The sequence below is a fragment of the Streptomyces sp. NPDC057280 genome, assembly GCF_042668605.1.
GTDB lineage: Bacteria > Actinomycetota > Actinomycetes > Streptomycetales > Streptomycetaceae > Streptomyces.
In genome coordinates, this window is sequence record NZ_JBHUYR010000006.1 from 343,130 (window position 1) to 362,528 (window position 19,399).

At 73.8% G+C, this 19,399-nt stretch carries 19 protein-coding genes; 16 read left to right on the top strand and 3 right to left on the bottom strand.

Annotation, left to right across the window (positions count from 1 at the left end; translation table 11 throughout):
- Window positions 1-80: 80 nt before the first annotated feature.
- Together ACFUO4_RS31595 and ACFUO4_RS31600 are read left to right on the top strand one after the other, a co-directional pair.
- Window positions 81-1,451, top strand: coding sequence for a diacylglycerol/lipid kinase family protein (locus tag ACFUO4_RS31595; protein ID WP_383491270.1), 1,371 nt, complete (start codon window positions 81-83; stop codon window positions 1,449-1,451).
- Entirely contained in the window at window positions 1,444-2,040 is a 597-nt protein-coding gene (locus tag ACFUO4_RS31600) for a phosphatase PAP2 family protein (RefSeq protein ID WP_383491272.1), read from the top strand. Before ACFUO4_RS31595 ends, ACFUO4_RS31600 begins: the two co-directional genes overlap by 8 nt.
- 23 nt (window positions 2,041-2,063) lie before the next feature.
- On the opposite strand, the gene ACFUO4_RS31605 is transcribed toward ACFUO4_RS31600, so the two are convergent.
- Window positions 2,064-2,483, bottom strand: a complete 420-nt coding sequence (locus ACFUO4_RS31605; RefSeq protein ID WP_383491274.1) for a helix-turn-helix domain-containing protein — start codon at window positions 2,481-2,483, stop codon at window positions 2,064-2,066.
- Between the two features lie 148 nt (window positions 2,484-2,631).
- On the opposite strand from ACFUO4_RS31605, the gene ACFUO4_RS31610 reads away from it, so the two are divergent.
- A complete protein-coding gene (locus ACFUO4_RS31610; protein ID WP_383491275.1) occupies window positions 2,632-3,477 on the top strand; it encodes a class I SAM-dependent methyltransferase in 846 nt (281 codons plus the stop codon).
- Window positions 3,478-3,588: 111 nt separating this feature from the next.
- A complete protein-coding gene (locus ACFUO4_RS31615) occupies window positions 3,589-4,275 on the top strand; it encodes a GNAT family N-acetyltransferase (protein ID WP_383491594.1) in 687 nt (228 codons plus the stop codon).
- 19 nt (window positions 4,276-4,294) lie between these two features.
- On the opposite strand, the gene ppdK is transcribed toward ACFUO4_RS31615, so the two are convergent.
- Both ppdK and ACFUO4_RS31625 read right to left on the bottom strand, forming a co-directional pair.
- A complete protein-coding gene (ppdK, locus tag ACFUO4_RS31620; RefSeq protein ID WP_383491277.1) occupies window positions 4,295-6,982 on the bottom strand; it encodes a pyruvate, phosphate dikinase in 2,688 nt (895 codons plus the stop codon).
- 9 nt (window positions 6,983-6,991) lie between these two features.
- A complete protein-coding gene (locus ACFUO4_RS31625; RefSeq protein WP_383491279.1) occupies window positions 6,992-7,891 on the bottom strand; it encodes a universal stress protein in 900 nt (299 codons plus the stop codon).
- Between the two features lie 164 nt (window positions 7,892-8,055).
- Here ACFUO4_RS31625 and ACFUO4_RS31630 point away from each other — a divergent pair, with 164 nt between their 5' ends.
- The 12 genes from ACFUO4_RS31630 to hypE all read left to right on the top strand — a co-directional run bounded on the left by ACFUO4_RS31630 (window position 8,056) and on the right by hypE (window position 19,361).
- The gene (locus ACFUO4_RS31630) at window positions 8,056-8,856 is read left to right on the top strand and encodes a universal stress protein (protein WP_383491281.1); all 801 of its coding nucleotides are present in this window, start codon (window positions 8,056-8,058) and stop codon (window positions 8,854-8,856) included.
- Between the two features lie 76 nt (window positions 8,857-8,932).
- A complete protein-coding gene (locus ACFUO4_RS31635; protein WP_383491283.1) occupies window positions 8,933-9,427 on the top strand; it encodes a hydrogenase maturation protease in 495 nt (164 codons plus the stop codon).
- On the top strand, window positions 9,424-11,715 hold the full coding sequence (gene hypF / locus ACFUO4_RS31640; protein ID WP_383491285.1) for a carbamoyltransferase HypF: 2,292 nt from the start codon (window positions 9,424-9,426) through the stop codon (window positions 11,713-11,715). Before ACFUO4_RS31635 ends, hypF begins: the two co-directional genes overlap by 4 nt.
- Before the next feature lie 6 nt (window positions 11,716-11,721).
- Complete coding sequence (locus ACFUO4_RS31645) at window positions 11,722-11,979, top strand: HypC/HybG/HupF family hydrogenase formation chaperone (RefSeq protein WP_383491287.1); 258 nt, start codon at window positions 11,722-11,724, stop codon at window positions 11,977-11,979.
- 118 nt (window positions 11,980-12,097) lie between these two features.
- Window positions 12,098-13,231 (top strand): 4Fe-4S dicluster domain-containing protein, encoded by a 1,134-nt coding sequence (locus tag ACFUO4_RS31650; protein ID WP_383491289.1) that lies wholly within the window; start codon window positions 12,098-12,100, stop codon window positions 13,229-13,231.
- Complete coding sequence (locus ACFUO4_RS31655) at window positions 13,231-13,695, top strand: Crp/Fnr family transcriptional regulator (RefSeq protein WP_383491290.1); 465 nt, start codon at window positions 13,231-13,233, stop codon at window positions 13,693-13,695. Before ACFUO4_RS31650 ends, ACFUO4_RS31655 begins: the two co-directional genes overlap by 1 nt.
- Window positions 13,692-14,498, top strand: a complete 807-nt coding sequence (locus ACFUO4_RS31660) for an FAD/NAD(P)-binding protein (protein ID WP_383491292.1) — start codon at window positions 13,692-13,694, stop codon at window positions 14,496-14,498. The genes ACFUO4_RS31655 and ACFUO4_RS31660 overlap by 4 nt, the downstream gene beginning before the upstream one ends.
- Entirely contained in the window at window positions 14,498-15,250 is a 753-nt protein-coding gene (locus tag ACFUO4_RS31665; RefSeq protein WP_383491294.1) for an oxidoreductase, read from the top strand. The genes ACFUO4_RS31660 and ACFUO4_RS31665 overlap by 1 nt, the downstream gene beginning before the upstream one ends.
- The gene (locus tag ACFUO4_RS31670) at window positions 15,247-16,608 is read left to right on the top strand and encodes a Ni/Fe hydrogenase subunit alpha (RefSeq protein WP_383491296.1); all 1,362 of its coding nucleotides are present in this window, start codon (window positions 15,247-15,249) and stop codon (window positions 16,606-16,608) included. The genes ACFUO4_RS31665 and ACFUO4_RS31670 overlap by 4 nt, the downstream gene beginning before the upstream one ends.
- Window positions 16,601-17,236, top strand: a complete 636-nt coding sequence (locus ACFUO4_RS31675; RefSeq protein ID WP_383491298.1) for a CBS domain-containing protein — start codon at window positions 16,601-16,603, stop codon at window positions 17,234-17,236. The genes ACFUO4_RS31670 and ACFUO4_RS31675 overlap by 8 nt, the downstream gene beginning before the upstream one ends.
- Window positions 17,233-18,330: a hydrogenase formation protein HypD gene (gene hypD, locus ACFUO4_RS31680; RefSeq protein ID WP_383491300.1), complete on the top strand. Its 1,098-nt coding sequence runs from the start codon at window positions 17,233-17,235 to the stop codon at window positions 18,328-18,330. Before ACFUO4_RS31675 ends, hypD begins: the two co-directional genes overlap by 4 nt.
- Window positions 18,327-19,361: a hydrogenase expression/formation protein HypE gene (gene hypE / locus ACFUO4_RS31685; RefSeq protein ID WP_383491302.1), complete on the top strand. Its 1,035-nt coding sequence runs from the start codon at window positions 18,327-18,329 to the stop codon at window positions 19,359-19,361. Before hypD ends, hypE begins: the two co-directional genes overlap by 4 nt.
- The last annotated feature ends 38 nt before the right edge of the window (window positions 19,362-19,399 follow it).

The window sequence follows — 19,399 nt, forward strand, 5'->3', positions numbered from 1 at the left end:
GACTGCGGTCGGGCGATCTTTGCGGGGACAATGGGAGCGACCACCCCACCCCTGGGACCTCGCGACTCGCCCGGAGCGTCATGAACACCGTCTCATCGACGAACCGATCGAAGCCGGACGGCTTCGACCGAGGGGCGCGGGCGCTGGCCCGGCTCGCCCTGGTGTGTCTCGCGGGTGCCGTCGCGGCCGTCGCGGCCGGTGCGAGCCAGCTGCTGATCCTGCTGGCGGGTCTGGGCGGGCTGGGGCTGGCCGGGGCGGGTCTGTGGTGGGCGCTGGCGCATCGGGGGCTGGCGCGCCTGTGCGGCGCGCTGTTGGCCGTGTCCGCGCCGGTGGGCGTCCTCGTGCTGTACGCCATCTCGGGCCTGTGGCTGTTCGCGGTGGCGGCGCTGGGAGGGTGGGCCGCGGCGCTGGCCTGCGCCCGCAGCGCGCTGCGCCGGCGCCGCAGACCGCACGGGATGCGTTCGCGCTCCGTACGGCCGCCCGACCGGCCCGTGCTGATCATGAATCCGCGGTCCGGCGGCGGGAAGGTCGACCAGCACTCGCTGGTGGAGCGGGCCGAGGCGCTCGGCGCCCGGGTGATCCTGCTCGACCTCGACACCCGGCCCGACCCGGCGGCGATCGCCCGGCAGGCCGTCGCCGAGGGCGCGGATCTGCTCGGCGTGGCCGGCGGCGACGGCACCCAGGCCCTCGTCGCCCAGGTGGCCGCGGCACACGACGTGCCGTTCATGGTCCTGGCCGCCGGGACCCGCAACCACTTCGCCATGGATCTGGGCCTGGACCGCGCCGACCCGGCGACCGGCCTGGACGCCCTCACGGACGGCGTGGAACTCCGCGTCGACCTCGGCGACGTGGCCGGGCTGCCGTTCGTGAACACGGTCTCCTTCGGGGCGTACGCCGAGATCGTGCAGTCCCCCGACTACCGCGACGCCAAGGCCGTCACCGCGCTCGACCAGCTGCCCGACCTCCTCGTCGGCGAGGCGGCCATGAAGCTTCAGGCCAAGGCGGACGGCGACCGGCTGCCGGTGCCGCAGGCACTCCTGGTGAGCAACAACCCCTACGTCCTCGCCGACCCACTTGGCGCGGGGCGGCGGGCCCGGCTCGACACCGGCCGGCTGGGGGTGGTCGCCGTCCGGATCGAGGGCGCGGCGCAGGCCGCCGAGCTGGCGTTCCGGGGGGAACGGGCCAGCGGCATCACCTCGCTGACCGCACGTCAGGTGACCGTCGACGCCGACGCGGACCTGATCGCGGTGGCCGTGGACGGCGAGGCGCTCACCCTGCCGCCGCCGGTGGTCGTCACCATACGGCCGGGCGCGCTGCGGGTCCGGGTGCCCCGGCATCGGCCGGGTGCGCCCTACACGGCTCCGTCCGTCGACTGGCGGTACATCGTCCGCCTCGCTCTCGACCGTCCCTCCCCCACCACCCGCACACCGCAGGAGCACAACGATGCCTGACCGCCCGCAGCGTGACCACAACGCCTCCCGAGCGCTGTTGCGCGATCTCGCCGCCCTCGACCAGGCGCTGTACGAGGCCGTGACGGTCACTGACACGCCGACCCTGGACCACGCCCTGCGCCGGCTGTCCGCGGCGGCGGACCACTCCAAGATCTCGTTCGCGGTCGCGGGACTGCTCGCCCTGTGTCCCGGGCGGCCCCGCCGCGCCGCGGTCCTGGGGGTCGCGGCCATCGGTGTCGCCTCGGCGACCGCGAACCTGCTGGGCAAGCGGCTGGTGCGCCGCCCCCGTCCGCACCGGGCCGAGGACTCGCCCTTCCCCGGCCGGCATGTGCCCATGCCGAAGTCGGCGTCGTTCCCTTCCGGCCACACCGCGTCGGCCGTCGCCTTCGCCGCCGCGGTGGGCCCCGCCCTCCCCGTCGCCACGCTTCCGCTCGGGCTGCTCGCCTGCGCGGTGGGCTACTCCCGCGTCCACACCGGGGTGCACTACCCGGGTGACGTCATCGCGGGTGCCGTGCTGGGCACCGGCGCGGCGGCCGCCGTCCTCGCCGCCGGCAACTGGGACGGCCCCCTCCGCACGCGTTGTCCCTGATGCCGTCCGCCACCCGCGCGGGATCAGCCCTGCTGGGGCCGTACTGCCACGACGCCTGTCGCTGCGGCCCTCAGGAGGCCGCGGAAGGTGGGGCATTCCATGTGGCTGGGGGCGGGGCAGGCGGCGGCGTGGCGCAGGGAGTCGCGCAGGACGGCCAGTTCCCGCATCCGTGCCTCCAACTCCTCCGCCTTGGCCGCGAGCATCCGCCGGTCGAGGTCGGGCTGCCCGTCCGGCGCGAACATGCGTCCGATCTCGTCGAGCGAGAACCCCGCGGTGCGCCCCAGCGCGATCAGCGCCAGGCGTTCGAGCACGCCGGGGTCGTACTGCCGGCGCAGGCCATGCCTGCCGGACGGGGTGATCAGCCCCTTCTCCTCGTAGTACCGCAGAGTGGAGGCGGGGACGCCCGCGCGTCGCGCCACCTCGCCGATGTCCAGGACCGTCATCTTCTTGACCTCAAGTCGACTTGAAGTAGCACGCTGTCATTCGAGCCCGCCGATGGCAAGAATCCGCCGACGGCAAGAACCCCGTCGGCGGCAAGAACCCCGTCGATGGCAAGAACCCGTCGATGACACGCAAACACAGGAGACGCTCATGGAGTCCAAGCACCCGGTCGAGGACGACCAGGCGGCCCGCTGGGGTCGCGCCGGCCATGTCTGGGTCGAGAAGCAGGAGTTGCTGGACGAACTGCTCAGGCCCTTGGAGGAGGTGCTCGTCGAGGGGCTGCCGACCGGCACCGGGGACCGGGTGCTCGACGTCGGCTGCGGCACCGGGAGCACCACCATCGCCGTCGCCCGGCGGCTCGGCCCGCAAGGGCACTGCGTCGGCATCGACATCTCCGAGCCGATGATCGCCGCCGCCCGGGACCGCGCGGAACGGGCCGGCGTGGCGGCGTCGTTCGTGGTGGCCGACGCGGCGGACCATCCGTTCGAGCCGGCGAGCTTCGACGTCGTCGTCTCCCGCCTCGGCGTGATGTTCTTCGACGACCCGGTCCACGCCTTCACCCGGCTGCGGCGTGCGGCCAAGGACGGTGCACCCGTGCGGTTCGTCGCCTGGCGCGGCGCCGCCGAGAACCCGTTCATGACGACCGCCGAACAAGCCGCCGCACCCCTGCTCCCGCAGCTTCCGCCCCGACGCCCGGACGGACCGGGCCAGTTCGCCTTCGCGGACCCCGACGCCGTCCGCGGCATTCTGGCGAAGAGCGGGTGGGGCGAGGTCGCCGTTCGGCCGGTCGACCTGCCGTGCACACTGCCGACGAGCGAGCTGGTGGGCTACTTCACCAAGCTCGGCCCGCTCGGGTTGGTCCTGCCCGACGTGGACGACGACACCCGGCAGCGTGTCGTCGAGACGGTCCGCGCCGCGTTCGAGCCGTTCGTGCACGGTCCCGAGGTCCGTTTCACGGCCGCCTGCTGGCTGGTGGAGGCCCGGGCTGCGGCATAGGGCCGGTCCGGCGGGTGGCGCGGCATTCGGGCGGTTTCCCGCGGGCCGGGACATACCATGCCCGGGGCCGTCCCGGCCGCCCGCCCGTACGTGACGAAAGGCCCCCGCACGATGACGAACAGCGACGTCACCGCACTCGACGACCCGGTCGGTCAGTCACTGCGCGGCCACCACGCTCACCTCGCCCAGCGGCTCGGCCGGGTCGCGACCTATGTGCCGGGGGTCGCGACCTTCTCGGCGGTGCCCGTCGACGCGGAGGCGGCGGACTGGGCCGATCTGGCCCAGCTGCTCGGGGGCGGCCAGTTCGCCGATCTGTTCAGCTCCACCGCCACCCCGCCGTCCGACTGGGAGCCGGTCTTCGTCCTGGAAGGCCGACAGATGATCGGACCCGCCGACGGCCCGGTCGAGCCGACCGATGTCGTGGAGCTGGGCACGGCCGATGTGCCCGAGATGCTCGACCTCGTCACCCGGACCGAACCGGGCCCGTTCTGGCCGCGCGCGCGTGAACTCGGCACGTACCTCGGCATCCGCGACGGCGGCCGGCTGGTGGCCATGGCGGGCGAGCGGCTCCGGCCGCCGGGCTGGACCGAGATCAGCGCGGTCTGCACCGCGCCGGAAGCACGCGGGCGCGGCCACGCCCGGCGTCTGATCGGTGCGCTCAGCGCCCTCATCACCGCACGCGGCGAGCGCCCCTTCCTGCACGTGGCCGAGGGCAACAAGGGCGCGCTCGCGCTCTACGAACGGCTCGGCTTCGAGAGCCGGAAGCCGGTGACATTCCGCGGATTCCGCACGCCGTGACGATTCCCGCCGGACGGTGTCACCTGCTGTCGCTGTTCCGGGTCCGGTCCACCACGGCCGCCCGGCCCGCCTCCAGCCGGGCGGCGGGGATGCGGAACGGCGAGCAGGAGACGTAGTCCAGACCCGCCCGGTGGAAGAAGTGGATCGAGTCCGGGTCTCCGCCGTGCTCGCCGCACACGCCTGTCTCCAGACGGGGGTTGACGGCGCGGCCGGCCTGGACTGCCAGCTCCACCAGGTGGCCGACGCCCTCCTGGTCGATCGTCTCGAAGGGCGATGTCGTGAACACGCCCTTGTTCAGGTACAGCGGGAAGAACGAGGCCTCGGCGTCGTCGCGCGACAGGCCCCAGGTCGTCTGGGTGAGGTCGTTGGTGCCGAAGGAGAAGAAGTCGGCGGCCTCGGCGATGCGTGCGGCGGTGAGGGCGGCCCGCGGCAGCTCGATCATCGTGCCGATGGGCAGATCGAGCGGGGTGCCGGTCTCCGCCGCGACCTCGGCGAGCACGCGCTCCGTCTCCGCCCGGGCCAGGCGCAGTTCCTCGACCGTGGCCACGAGCGGGATCATGATCTCGGCGCGTGGGTCGCCGCCGTCGCGGCGCCGCCGGATCACGGCTTCCGCCACGGCCCGCACCTGCATCGCCATCAGACCGGGCACGGCGAGCCCCAGGCGGACACCGCGCAGACCCAGCATGGGGTTCTGCTCGTGCATGCGCTCGACGGCGTGCAACAGGGCCCGGTCGTGCGGGTCCGGCCGCACGCGGGAGGCGAGACGGACGGCGAGTTCGGTGCGGTCGGGCAGGAACTCGTGCAGCGGCGGGTCGAGCAGCCGGATCGTCACCGGCAGGCCGTCCATCGCCTTGAGGATTCCGGTGAAGTCGGCGCGCTGGAGCGGCAGGAGAGCGGCGAGCGCCTGCTCCCTCGCCGCGTCGTCGCGGGCCAGGATCATCGCCTCGACCAGGCTGCGGCGTTCGCCGAGGAACATGTGCTCGGTACGGCACAGGCCGATGCCCCGGGCGCCCAGGGCACGGGCGCGTTCGGCGTCCTGCGGGGTGTCGGCGTTGGCCCGAACCTGGAGGCGGCGTACGGAGTCGGCGTGCGCGAGGGCACCCAGCACGGCCCGTGTCAGCGGCCCGCTCTCGGTGCCCTCCTCCAGAGCGCGGCCGACCTCGGACGAGGTGAGCGGCAGCGCGCCCCGGTGGACGGTGCCGGCGGTGCCGTCGACGGAGACGATGTCGCCCTCGCGTACGACAACGCCCTCGGCGGTGGTGAAGCGTCGGCCGACCGGGTCCACGGCAAGACCGTCCGCGCCGCACACGCAGACCTTGCCCATGCCGCGGGCCACGACGGCCGCGTGGCTCGTCTTGCCGCCCCGGCTGGTCAGGACCGCCTCGGCGGCGATCATGCCGGGCAGGTCGTCGGGGGTGGTCTCGCGGCGGACCAGGACCGTCTTCTCGCCGGTGGCGGCCCGTCGTACGGCCTCGGCGGAGTCGAAGACCACGGCGCCGACCGCCGCACCCGGCGATGCGGGCACGCCGTGGGCGATGGGCACGTCGTCCGAGGTGGTGTCGAAGCGGGGGAACATCAGCCGGGTCAGTTCGGTGCCGTCGACCCGCATCAGGGCCTCGTCGGAGCTGATGGTGCCGTCGATCCGCAGGTCGTGGGCGATGCGGAAGGCGGCCTCGGCGGTGCGTTTGCCGACGCGGGTCTGAAGAATCCACAGCTTGCCGCGTTCGACGGTGAACTCGACGTCGCACAGGTCGCGGTAGTGGTCCTCCAACGTGCGCAGGTGGTCGCGGAGTTCGACGTAGGCGCGCGGGTCGTTCGACTTCAGGGCGCTCAGCGGCAGGGCGTCGCGGACGCCCGCGACGACGTCCTCGCCCTGGGCGTCGGGCAGGTAGTCGCCGTACATGCCGCGGCGGCCGGTGGCGGGGTCGCGGGTGAAGGTGACGCCGGTGCCGGAGTCGGCACCGAGGTTGCCGAAGACCATCGCCTGGACGTTGACAGCGGTGCCGAGGTCCTCGGGGATGTGCTCACGGCGACGGTAGACGCGGGCGCGTGCGCCGTTCCAGGAGTCGAAGACCGCGCGAATGGCGCGGGCGAGCTGCTCGGCGGGGTCCTGCGGGAAGTCCTCGCCCGTCTCCCGGCGGATGACGTCCTTGAACTCGTCGGTGAGTTCGACGAGTTCGCCGGTGTCGAGGTCATGGTCGTCCGTCGTGCCGCGCCGGGCCTTGTGGGCGGCGATGGCCTGCTCGAACAGGTCGCCGTCCACTCCCATCACGGTGTGGCCGAACATCTGGATGAGCCTGCGGTAGGAGTCCCAGGCGAACCTCTCCTGCCCCGAGGCCTTGGCGAGCCCGGTGACGGACCGGTCGTTGAGGCCGATGTCGAGGATGGTCTCCATCATGCCGGGCATGGAGAAGCGGGCACCCGAGCGCACCGACACCAGCAGGGGGTCGTCGGGGGCGCCGAGGGTGCGGCCCATCGCGCGCTCCAGGGCGGCGAGGGCGGTGGCGGCCTCGACGGCGAGCTCGGGCGGCTCCTCACCGGTGGCCAGGTAGACCTTGCAGGCCTCGGTGGTCACGGTGAACCCGGGCGGGACGGGCAGTCCGAGCCGGGTCATCTCGGCGAGCCCGGCTCCCTTGCCGCCGAGCAGGTCGGCCAGGTCACGGCCGCCCTCGGCGAATGCGTAGACGTACTTGACCGGCGCGTTCATCGTGGCCTCTCAGGCGTGCGGTACGACGGCCACGGGGCAGCCGACGTGGTGGATGGCGGCATGGGCGACGGGCCCGGTGCGCGGGCCTGCCGGACGGTCGGTGACACGGCGGCCCACGACGAGCAGGCCGGCCCCGGACGCGGCGCGGACCAGCACCGACTGGGCGCGGCCCTCGGTGACGGTCTCGGCGACCTCGATCTCGGGGTACTTCTCGCGCCACACCTGCAGGACGGCGGTCATGAAGCCGAGCCATTCGTCGGCGCGCTGCGGCTCCTGCACGAGGCCGATGTCCCCGGGGCCGAGCGCGATCGCGGAGGGCTGCTGCCAGGCGTGCACGACGCGCAGCCGGGCGTGGCGCAGCCGGGCGGCCTCGAACGCGAACTCGATGACCTCGTCGCAGGGGTCGCCGAGATCGAGGGCGAGGACGACGTCCCGGTAGGGGGTGCGGGTCGAGTCGTGGCCGTCGGCGGCCGGGACGTGCTCGTCCGTCGCCTTCTCCTCCGCTCGGACGAGGACGACGGGCCGGCCGGCCCTGGCCACCACGCCGAGGGCGACGGAGCCGACCACGAACCCGGTGAAGCCGCTCAGGCCGCGCGAGCCCAGCACCAGTAGGTCGGCCTCGTCGGCCGCGCGCAGCAGGGCGGCGGTCGCGGGCCCCTCGACCTGTTCCTCCTCGACACGGACGCCGGGGCAGGTGCGCTGGATGCGTTCCTCGGCCTGGCGCAGACAGCGCCGCGCCAGATGCCGTTGTGCGGCGGTGGCGGGTTCCCCGTCCTGGCGGGGGTGCCAGTTCCAGGCGTGCAGCAGCTTCAGTGGCCGGTCGCGCCGTATCGCCTCACGGGCGGCCCATTCGGCTGCGGCGAGGCTCTCGGCGGATCCATCGACTGCGGCGATGACGGGCAGAAGCATGACGCGCACCTCCCTGCGATCGTCTGCTGCTCGACTCCAGCGTCGTCCCGCGGGCTACCGGCAGGTATGGGCCCCAGGGGCCTGTTCGGGGTCCGTTCGGCCCCGTGTGTCGGAAGGTGGTGCGCGGTCAGGGTGGAGGTCACGGCTCCGAAAGGCGGCACACCATGGGCCGAACGATCATCGCGGGCGTCGACCGGTCCGCCCGCAGCAGGGCGGCGGCCGACTGGGCCGCCCGGGAGGCGCTGCTGCGGGGCCTTCCCCTGCATGTGGTCCACGTGACGGCGTCGGACGAGTGGCCGTACCGCCCCGACACGGTGGCGGACCGGGTGGTCGCCGAACTCGTCCGGCGTCACCCGGGATTGGCGGGTCGGGGCAGCACCCTCACCGGGGCGCCCGCGGAGGTGTTGCGCACCCTCGCGGAGGATGCCGAGCTGCTGGTGCTCGGCCTGCGCGGCGAAGGCGGCCGTGCCGCAGTCGCCGTCGGGTCGACGGCCGCGACGCTGGCCGTGTCCTGCCACGGGCCGCTCGTCCTGGTGCCCGGCACCCTCGCCCGCAAGGAGCCACCCCGCCGGGCCGGCGGGGTGACCCTGGGCATCGACGCCCGGGACCCGGTCGGCCCTGCCGTCGACCTCGCCTTCGAGGCGGCCCGGCTACGGGGTGCGCGGGTGCACGCCGTGCACGCCTGGGCATTCCCGGCGCAGCGGTCGCCCTTCCCGGTCCTGGAGGAGGACCGGGCGACCTGGGAGGACCAGGAGGTGCAGACGCTGACCGACGCGCTGCGGCCGTGGCGCGGCAAGTACCCGCACGTCGATGTCCTGGAGGACGTGCTGCTGTTCCCGCCGGCCGAGGCGCTCGCTCACACCGCCCGCAATTCGGACCTGGTGGTGACCGGGCGCCACTCGGGCGGCACGGCGCTCGCCCTGCTGGAGCACGCCCGCTGTCCGGTCGCCGTGGTGCCCGCGTGAACCGTCCCGGTCGGCCCCCGTGCCGGGGCCCTTCGGCCCCTGTGGGCCGGGGTGGCCGCATCGCACCGTGGGAGACATGCAGAGGCGTGGTCGCATCGCCGTCATCGGCGTCGGAAACGAGTTCCGGCGCGACGACGGCGTGGGCTGGGCCGTGCTGGACCGGCTGCGTGAGCGGCCCCTGCCGCCGGAGGCCCACCTGGCCACCTGCGACGGCGACCCCGGCCGGCTGATCGGCCTGTGGGAGGGTGCCCGGCTCGCCGTCGTCGTCGACGCCGCCCACGCCCACCCCGGCACCCCGGGCCGCGTCCACCGCCTGGAACTCGACGCCGGGCTCCTCGACCGGCCGCCCACGACCAGCTCGCACGGCCTGGGCCTCGGCGAGGCCGTCGAGCTCGCTCGCGTGCTCGGCCTGTTGCCGGAGCATCTGGTCGTCTACGCCGTGGAGGGCGCCGACAGCTCGCTGGGAACCGGCCTCTCCCCCGCCGTCGCGGACGCCGTCGCCCCCCTCGTCGAAGCCGTCGAGGGCGAGATCGCACGGAGCGCGGCGGCAGCGACGAGGGGGCCCTCATGACCGTGCACCGCTTCCGCGTGGACGGGATCGTGCAGGGCGTCGGCTTCCGTCCCTTCGTCTACCGCACCGCAGCGGATCTGGGCCTCGACGGGTGGGTGGCCAACGTCAACGGTCATGTGGAGGGCGAGGTCGCCGGGCCGCCGCAGGCCGTCGAGGAGTTCGCGGCGCGGCTGCGCACCGACACCCCGGCCCTCGCCCGGGTGCGGCGCGTCCGGCTGACCGGCGGTCCCGGCAGGCCGTCGTACCGGGAGGGTTTCCGGGTACGGCACAGCGCGCCCCGCCCCACGGACACGACACCGTGCGAGATCCCGCCGGACGCGGCGATCTGCGCCGCCTGCCTGGCCGAGCTGCGCGACCCGCGCGACCGGCGCCACCGCTACCCGTTCATCAACTGCACGGACTGCGGCCCGCGCGCCACGATCATCGAGGACCTGCCCTACGACCGGGTCCGCACGACCATGCGCCGCTTCCCGATGTGCCCGGCGTGCGCCGCCGAGTACGCCGACCCCGGCGACCGGCGCTTCCACGCCGAGCCCGTCGCCTGCCCGGCCTGCGGGCCCCGTCTCGCCTGGGACGGGCTGCGAGGCGAGCAGGCGCTGCGTGCGGCCGTGAAGACCGTCGACGAGGGCGGGATCGTCGCAGTCAAGGGGCTCGGCGGCTATCAGCTGGTGTGCGACGCGGGCGACTCGGCGGCGGTGGCGGAGCTGCGGCGGCGCAAACACCGTCCGACGAAACCCTTCGCCGTCATGGTCGGCGGCATCGAGTCGGTGGTCCCGCTGGCCCGGTTCGGCGCCAGTGAGCGCGCCGCCCTGACCTCACCCGAGCGACCCGTGGTGCTGCTCGCCCGGCGCCGTTGGCTCGGGGCGGTGCCGCCCCTCGCCCGCGAGGTTCACCCCGGGCTGCACCGGATCGGCCTGTTCCTGCCCACGACCGGACTTCACCACCTTCTCCTCGACGAACTAGCCCGGCCCCTGGTCGTCACCAGCGGCAACCTCACCGACGAACCGATCGCCGTCGACGACACCGAGGCGGCCCGCACGCTGGCCCCGGTCGCGGACGGTTTCCTCACCCACGACCGGCCGATCCGCTCCCGCTACGACGACTCCGTGGTGCAGTTCACCGGCCGGACCCGGATCACCGTCCGCCGGGCGCGCGGGCTGGCCCCCGCGCCGCTGCGGCTCGCCGTGCGGGAGCCGGTCGCGGGCGTGGGCGCCCAGCTGAAGCACACGGTGACCCTGGCCGCCGACGGCCGCGCACACCTGGGGCCGCACACCGGGGATCTGGCCGACCTGGCGACGTACGACGCGTTCGTGGCGTCGTACGAGCATCTCAAGCGGCTCACCGGCATCGAGCCGCGCGTCCTGGCCCACGATCCGCACCCCGGCTACCTGTCCACGCAGTGGGCCGAGGCGCAGTCGCTGCGCCGCATGCCGGTGCAGCACCATCACGCGCACGTGGCGGCGTGCGCGGCCGAGCACGGGGTTCGGGGGCCGTTCCTCGGCGTCGCCTACGACGGTCTGGGGCTCGGTGACGACGGCACTCTGTGGGGCGGCGAGATCCTCGTCGCCGATCTGAGCGGGTACCGCCGCGTGGGCAGGTTCGCGACCGCGCCCCTGCCCGGCGGCGACGCGGCGGTACGCCACCCCTCCCGCACCGCGCTCGGCCATCTGCTGGGCGGCGAGACGCTCGGCTCCCCGCGCCCCTACCCGTGGCTCACCCGGTCCTTCACCGACCGGCTCGACCCGGTCGAGGTCGCCGCCGTGAGCGCGATGGTCGCGCGGGACGTCAACTGCCCGCGGGCGTCGAGTGCGGGCCGGCTCTTCGACACGGTGGCCTCGCTGCTGGGGCTGTGCGACCGGGCCGGCTACGAGGGCGAGGCCGCCGTACTGCTGGAGGCGGCGGCGGGCGGCGTGCGCGCCGTGCCGCTGGCTCATCGCGTCGTACGGGAGCGCGGCCTGTGGGTGTACGACCCCGCGCCGACCCTGGCCGACCTGCTGCGCCGGCGCCTGGACGGGGAGCCGGTGGGGATGCTGGCCGCCGCCTTCCACTCGACGCTCGCGACCGCCACCGGGGAGCTCGTGGCCCGGGCCGTGGCCGAGGGCGCGCCCCGCACGGTCTGCCTCGGCGGCGGCTGCTTCGTCAACCGACGGCTGCTCACCGAGGTCAAACGCCGACTGCGCGCGCAGGGGCTGCGGGTGCTGGTCGGCAGTCAGGTCCCGGTCGGGGACGGCGGCATCAGCTACGGCCAGGCGGCGGTCGCGGCCGCCCGGGTGGCCGGGGAGAGGTGAGCGCGCATGTGCCTGGGCATTCCGGGCCGGGTGGTCGAGGTCCACGACGACGCCGGGCTGCGCATGGCGACGGTCGACTTCGGCGGGATACGGCGAGAGGTGTGCCTGAGCTGCACGCCCGAGGCGGACGTCGGGTCGTACGTCATCGTCCATGTCGGCTTCGCGATCACCCTCGTCGACGAGACGGAGGCCCGGCGGACGCTCGACGTGCTGCGGGCGATGGCGGGGGCGGTGGAGAGCGAGCTGGGCGAGCCGCTGCCGTGAGCCCGCGGGACCCGGTCGGCCCGTCAAGGGGGCCGGTCAGCCCCTGTTGCCCAAGGTCCGAGCGGTCGGAATCTGGCAGTGGACGAGCACGCCGGCCAACTGCCAGCTGGAGGATCGGATGAGCGTCACCGCAACCCCCGCCCTGCTCGACCGGGACGGTCTGAACGCTCTGGTCTCGGCGCTGGTGGCGCAGGGGCGGACCGTGATCGGGCCGACCGTCCGCGACGGTGCGATCGTGCTCGCGGAGCTCGACTCGGCGGACGCGCTGCCCTTCGGCTGGGGGGCCGAACTGGACGCCGGGCGCTACCGGCTGGTGCGGCGCGAGGACGGGGCCGCCTTCGCGCACAGCGCGGGGCCGCAGTCCTGGAAGAACTTCCTGCACCCGGCACGGGAGCGGTTGTGGAGCGCCGAGCGGACGCCGGAGGGGGACGTCTCCTTCACCGCGGAGGAGCCCGCCGTCCCGTCGTACGCCTTCCTCGGCGTCCGGCCCTGCGACCTGCGGGCCATCGCGATCCAGGACCGGGTGCTGACCGGCGGACGGCACGCCGACAGCGGTTACGCCGGGCGCCGCGAGCGGGCGCTGATCATCGCCGTGGAGTGCACCGAGCCGGGCGCGACCTGCTTCTGCGTCTCCACCGGCGGCGGGCCCGCCGCCGACCCCGGGTACGACCTGGCGCTCACCGAGGTGGACGGCCGGTTCCTGGTGCGGGTGGGCAGTGACGAGGGCGCCGCGCTGCTGGAGCAGGTCCCGCACCGGGACGCCGGTCCGGACGCCGAGGAGAGCGCACGTGACGCCGTCGACTCGGCCCGCGAGCGGATGGGGCGTGCGCTGCCGCCGGTCGACCTGCAGGCCCTGATGGGCGCGAGCCTGACCGCCGAGCGCTGGGACGACGTCGCCGCCCGCTGTCTGACCTGCGGGAACTGCACGATGGTCTGCCCCACCTGCTTCTGCACCACCACGGAGGAGGTCACCGACCTCACCGGCGACCACACCGAGCGGTGGCAGCGCTGGGACTCCTGCTTCGACCTGGACTTCTCATATCTGCACGGCGGCCCGGTCCGCTCCTCGTCGCGCAGCCGCTACCGCCAGTGGCTGACCCACAAACTCGGCACCTGGCACGACCAGTTCGGCACCTCCGGGTGCGTCGGCTGCGGGCGCTGCGTCGCCTGGTGCCCGGCCGGCATCGACATCACCGAGGAAGTGGCCGCCCTAGACACCGAGCGGGCGGTCCGAGGAACGGAGACGAACTGATGCCTCCCTCGATCGCCCTGCGCATGAACCACGCCCTGCCCGCCGAGCACCGCGACCGGCTGCTGCGGGTGGCACGCGAGGCCCGCTTCCCACAGGGCACACGCCTGTTCGAGGAGGGCGGCCACGCGAACCGCTTCTGGATCATCCGGGACGGCACCGCAGCCCTCGATCTTCATGTGCCCGGCCGCCGCGCCCCGGTCGTCGAGACGCTCGGCGCCGGCGACCTGGTCGGCTGGTCGTGGCTGTACGAGCCGTACGTGTGGCAGCTGGGCGCGGAGACCGTGACCCCGGTGCGGGCCTACGAGTTCGACGCCGTCGCCGTGCGGCTGATGTGCCTCGACGACCCCGAGTTCGGCCGGGCCGTGGAGCACTGGGTGGGCCGGGTGCTGGCCCACCGGCTCCAGGCGGCCCGGACGCGGCTCCTGGACCTGTACGGCCCCTACAGCGGTGGCGGTGCCCGATGACGGCTGTTCCGGTGCCGTACCGCGTGGTCGCCCGCAGGCCGGAGACCGCGGACACGGTCACCCTGTGCCTGGAGCCGGTCGACGCCGCGCTGGACGACTTCACGCCGGGGCAGTTCGCCATGGTGCACTGTTTCGGGCGCGGCGAGATCCCCGTCTCGGTGAGCTCCGTACAGGCCACCGGCGGGCTCGCCCACACGATCCGCGCGGTGGGGGCGGTGTCGGCGGGGCTGTGCGCGGCGCAGGCCGGTGACGTGCTGGGCGTGCGGGGGCCGTACGGCAACGGCTGGGAGCTGGAGCGGGCTCACGGGCGGGACGTGGTGGTGGTCGCGGGCGGCATCGGGCTGGCCCCGCTCCGGCCGCTGATCCTGCGGGCGCTGGCCGAACCGGCGGCGTACGGGCGCGTCAACGTGCTGATCGGGGCGCGGACCCCGGGCGATCTGCTGTCCCGCAAGGAGAGCGAGCGCTGGCCGACCTCGTACACCGGGGTCACCGTGGACCGCCCCGACCGGGAGTGGCGGGGGGACGTCGGGCTCGTCACCGCGCTGCTGGACCGGGCGGACTTCGAGCCCGGGCGTGCCGTGGCGTTCGTGTGCGGGCCCGAGCCGATGATCCGGGCCACGGCCCGCGACCTCGTCTTCCGAGGCGTGCCCCCGGAGCGGATCCGGGTCTCCCTGGAGCGCAACATGCGCTGCGCGACCGGGCACTGCGGCCACTGCCAGCTCGGGCCGCTGCTGCTGTGCCAGGCGGGACCGGTCGTGGACTGGACCGCCGCCGAACCCCTGCTGTCGGTAAGGGAGTTGTGATGAAGCCGACCCTCGCCGTGTTCAAACTGGCGTCCTGCGACGGCTGTCAGCTCACCCTGCTGGACTGCGAGGACGAACTCCTGGCGCTGGCCGGCGAGGTGGAGATCTCGCACTTCCTGGAGGCGTCCAGCTCGGTGACGGGCGGACCCTACGACCTGACGCTCGTCGAGGGCTCGGTCACCACGGCCGCGGACGCCGAACGGGTGCGCGCGATCCGGGCCGCCTCCCGTCATCTGGTCACGATCGGGGCGTGCGCGACGGCCGGCGGCATCCAGGCCCTGCGGAACTACGCGGACGTCGACGCCTACCGGCGCGTGGTGTACGCGCACCCCGAGTACATCGACACGCTCGCCACCTCCACGCCCGTGTCGGCCCATGTGGACGTCGACTTCGAGCTGCGCGGCTGCCCCATCGACAAGCGCCAGCTCATCGAGGTCATCACCGCCTTCCTCGCCGGACGCAAGCCGGACGTGCCGAACAACAGCGTCTGCTTCGAGTGCAAGCGGCGCGGCACCGTCTGCGTCACCGTCGCCCACGGCACCCCCTGCCTGGGACCGGTCACGCACGCCGGGTGCGGCGCCCTGTGCCCGGCGTACCAGCGGGGCTGCTTCGGCTGCTTCGGCCCGTCCGGGTCGGTGAACCTGCCCGCGCTCATCCCGGTGCTGCGCCGCGACGGCCTCGACGAGGACGACGTCCAGCGCTTGCTGCACACCTTCAACACCGCCGCTTTCGACAAGGAGTTGTCGCCGTGACCCACCGTGGCTCCCGTGTGCTCCATGTCGGCTCGCTGTCCCGGGTCGAAGGCGAGGGCGCGCTGCGCCTGCGCGTGCACGACGGGACGGTCACCGAGGCGCGGCTGGAGATCTACGAACCGCCGCGGTTCTTCGAGGCGTTCCTGCGCGGCCGCTCGTACACCGAGCCGCCCGACATCACCGCCCGGGTGTGCGGGATCTGCCCGGTGCCGTACCAGATGAGCGCCTGCGCGGCGATCGAGAACGCCTGCGGGGTGAGCGTCGACCCGGTGATCCGCGCTCTGCGGCGGCTGCTGTACTGCGGCGAGTGGATCGAGAGCCAGGCCCTGCACATCTACCTGTTGCACGCGCCGGACTTCCTGGGCCGGGCGAGCGCGATCGAACTGGCACGCACGCACCGCGCCGAGGTCGAGCGGGGGCTGCGGCTGAAGAAGGCGGGCAACTCGCTGATGGAGCTGATCGGCGGGCGGGCCGTGCACCCCGTCAACGTCCGCCTCGGCGGCTTCCACCGGGTGCCGACCCGGCACGAACTCCGGCCGTTGCGCGAGGAGTTGAAGCGGGCGCTCGACGACGCCTGGGACACCGTGCGCTGGGTGGCGGGCTTCGAGTTCCCGGACGCGCGCGTCGAAGCCGACCTGCTGGCGCTGGCCGAGCCGGACACGTACGCGATCGAGGGCGGCACGCCGACCGTGCTGCGCGCAGACGGGCTCCAAACCGCCTTCCCAGTACGGGACTTCACCACGCACGTCACCGAGACCCACGTGCCGCACTCCACCGCGCTGCACTCCCGGCTGGACGGGCGGCTCCATCTCACCGGCTCCCTGGCCCGGTTCGCGATCAGCGGGGCGCGGCTGTCGCCGGTGGCACGGGAGGCGGCCGTGGCGGCGGGGCTGGGCGATCCCCGGGAGGGCGCGGTGTGCCGCAATCCGTTCCGGTCGATCCTGGTGCGGGCCGTGGAGACGCTGTACGCCGTCGACGAGGCCCTGCGGATCATCGGCTCGTACGAGCCTCCCGAGCACCCGTACGTGGAGGTCCCGCCGGTCGCGGGCGTCGGGCACGGCGCCACCGAGGCGCCGCGCGGGCTGCTCTACCACCGCTACGAACTCGGCGCCGACGGCCTGATCGCCGACGCCCGGATGGTGCCGCCGACCGCGCAGAACCAGGGCGCGATCGAGGACGACCTGCGCCGGATCACCCAGTCCGCCATCGCCGAACAGGACGCGGACGACGATGACTTGACGCGTCTGTGCGAGCGGGCGATCCGCAACCACGACCCGTGCATCTCGTGCTCCACCCATTTCCTCGACCTGACGGTCGTGAGGACCGCAGGAGACACCACGGGAGGCTGCGATGTCTGAATCCCCCGAATCCCCGTACACCGTGAGCGATGTGATGACCCATACGGTCGTCGCCGTGGGACGCGACGCGTCCTTCAAGGAGATCGTCGCCCTGATCGACCAGTGGAAGGTCAGCGCCCTGCCGGTCCTCGAAGGCGAGGGGCGGGTCGTCGGTGTGGTCTCCGAGGCCGACCTGCTGGCCAAGGAGGGCGTCAAGGGCGGCGGTGAGCAGGCCTTCGACCCCGTTGCGCGGGCCAAGGCCGAGGGACTGACCGCCGGTGAGTTGATGAGCGCTCCCGCGATCACCGTGCACGCGGACGCGTCGGTCGCCGAGGCCGCCCGCATCATGGCCCGACGGCGTGTGAAGCGGCTGCCCGTGGTGGACGCGGTCGGCATGCTCCAGGGCGTGGTCAGCCGCAGCGACCTGCTGAAGGTGTTCCTGCGGCCCGACGAGGAGATCGCCGACGAGATCGTCCGCTCCGTGCTGACGAAACTGCCGGTGACCACTCCCCTGTCGGTGGCCGTCTCCGACGGCGTGGCCACGCTGACCGGCTCTGCGGCCGAGCGCACCTACATGCCCATCGTGGCGCGGGCGGTGCAGGGGGTCGAGGGCGTCGTCGACGTCCGGCTGGAGCTCACCCACCGATGAAGTACCTCGACGAGTACCGCGACCCGGTGCTCGCCCGGCGGCTGCTGGACGAGCTGCGGCGGACGGCCACGGGCCCCTGGCGGATCATGGAGGTGTGCGGCGGCCAGACCCACACCCTGGTCCGGCAGGGCATCGACGAGCTGCTGCCGGCCGGGATGCGGATGATCCACGGCCCGGGCTGCCCGGTCTGCGTCACCCCGCTGGAGACCCTGGACCGGGCCATGGCCGTCGCCGCCCGGCCCGGTGTGATCCTCACCAGCTTCGGCGACATGCTGCGGGTGCCGGGCACCGACACCGACCTGCTGTCGCTGCGGGCGCGCGGGGCGGACGTACGGGTCGTGTACGCCCCGATGGACGCCGTACGGCTGGCCGCCGAGCACCCGGAGCGCGAAGTCGTCTTCCTTGCCGTCGGGTTCGAGACGACGGCCCCCGCCAACGCGACGGCCGTGCTGCACGCGGCCCGTCTGGGCCTGACGAACTTCTCGATGCTGGTCAGCCATGTCCTCGTACCGCCCGCCATGACCGCCCTGCTCGACGACCCCGACTGCGAGGTGCAGGCGTTCCTCGCGGCCGGGCATGTGTGCGCGGTGATGGGCTGGCGGGAGTACGAGCCGATCGCCGCCCGGTATCGGGTGCCGATCGTGGTGACCGGGTTCGAGCCGCTGGACCTGCTGGAGGGCATCCTGATGGCCGTACGGCAGCTGGAGTCCGGCAGGTACGAGGTGGAGAACCAGTACGCGCGCGCCGTGCGGCGGGCCGGGAACACCGAGGCCCAGGACGCCGTGCGCGTGGTCTTCCGGGTGACCGACCGGGCCTGGCGCGGCATCGGCAAGCTGCCCGGCAGCGGGCTCGAACTCACCGAGGAGTACGCGCGGTTCGACGCGGCCCGCCGCTTCGACGTGGGCGGGCTCAGCCCGGTCGAGGACCCCGACTGCATCGCCGGCTCGATCCTCACCGGGGCCCGGCTGCCGTCGGACTGCGCCGCCTACGGCACTCGTTGCACCCCCCGCCATCCCCTGGGCGCGCCCATGGTGTCGTCCGAGGGCACCTGTGCCGCCTTCCATGCGGCCGGACGTGTCAGGAGTACGTCATGACCATCGAGTGCCCCACCCCGCGTCACGAGGACGAGGTCGTGCTGCTCGGCCACGGCGCCGGGGGTCGCCTCACGGCGGAGTTGCTGGACCGGCTGATCCTGCCGTCCTTGAACGGTGAGCCGGGTCCCCTGGAGGACGCGGCGCTGCTGCCCGGCTACCGCGAACTGGTCATCAGCACGGACAGTTTCGTGGTCAGTCCGTTGTTCTTCCCCGGCGGGGACATCGGTTCCCTCGCCGTGCACGGGACCGTCAACGACCTCGCGATGCGGGGTGCGTGGCCGATCGCGCTGTCCGTGTCCCTCATCGTCGAGGAGGGGTTGCCGCTGGCCGAACTGCGGTCCGTCATGGAGTCGTTGGGGAAGGCGGCGCAGGAGGCCGGGGTGCCGGTGGTCACCGGGGACACCAAGGTGGTGGGGCGGGGCGCGGCCGACCGGCTGTTCGTGAACACGACCGGTGTCGGACAGCGGCACGGCTCGCTGCATCCGTCCGCGGCCCTGGCCCGGCCCGGTGACGCGGTACTGCTGTCCGGGCCGATCGGGCTGCACGGCACGACCGTGCTGAGCACCCGGGAGGGCCTCGGCTTCGAGGGCGACATCGCCTCCGACAGCCGACCGCTGCACCGCCTGGTCCGGGCGCTGGTCCCCTTCGGTGCGGACGTCCACGTCTTGCGCGATCCGACGCGGGGCGGCCTGGCCGCGGCCCTCAACGAGATCGCCCGCGACTCCGCCGTCACCGTCGAGATGGAGGAGAGCGCGATCCCGGTGCCCGAGGCCGTCGCCGCCGCCTGCGACCTGCTCGGCCTCGATCCGCTGATCGTCGCCAACGAGGGCTGCCTGGTCGCCTTCGTCACCGGGGACGCGGCCGACGACGTGCTCGCCGCGATGCGATCCCTGCCGGAAGGGGCGCAGGCGGTGCGGATCGGTGAGGTCGCGGAGCGGGAGCCGCAGGGGCGGGTGGTGCTGCGGACGCTGGTGGGGGCGCGGCGGATCGTGGAGATGCCGCTGGGTGAGCAGTTGCCGCGGATCTGCTGAGCGGGTGCGGGGCGGCTGCGCGGGTGTAAAGCCGCTGA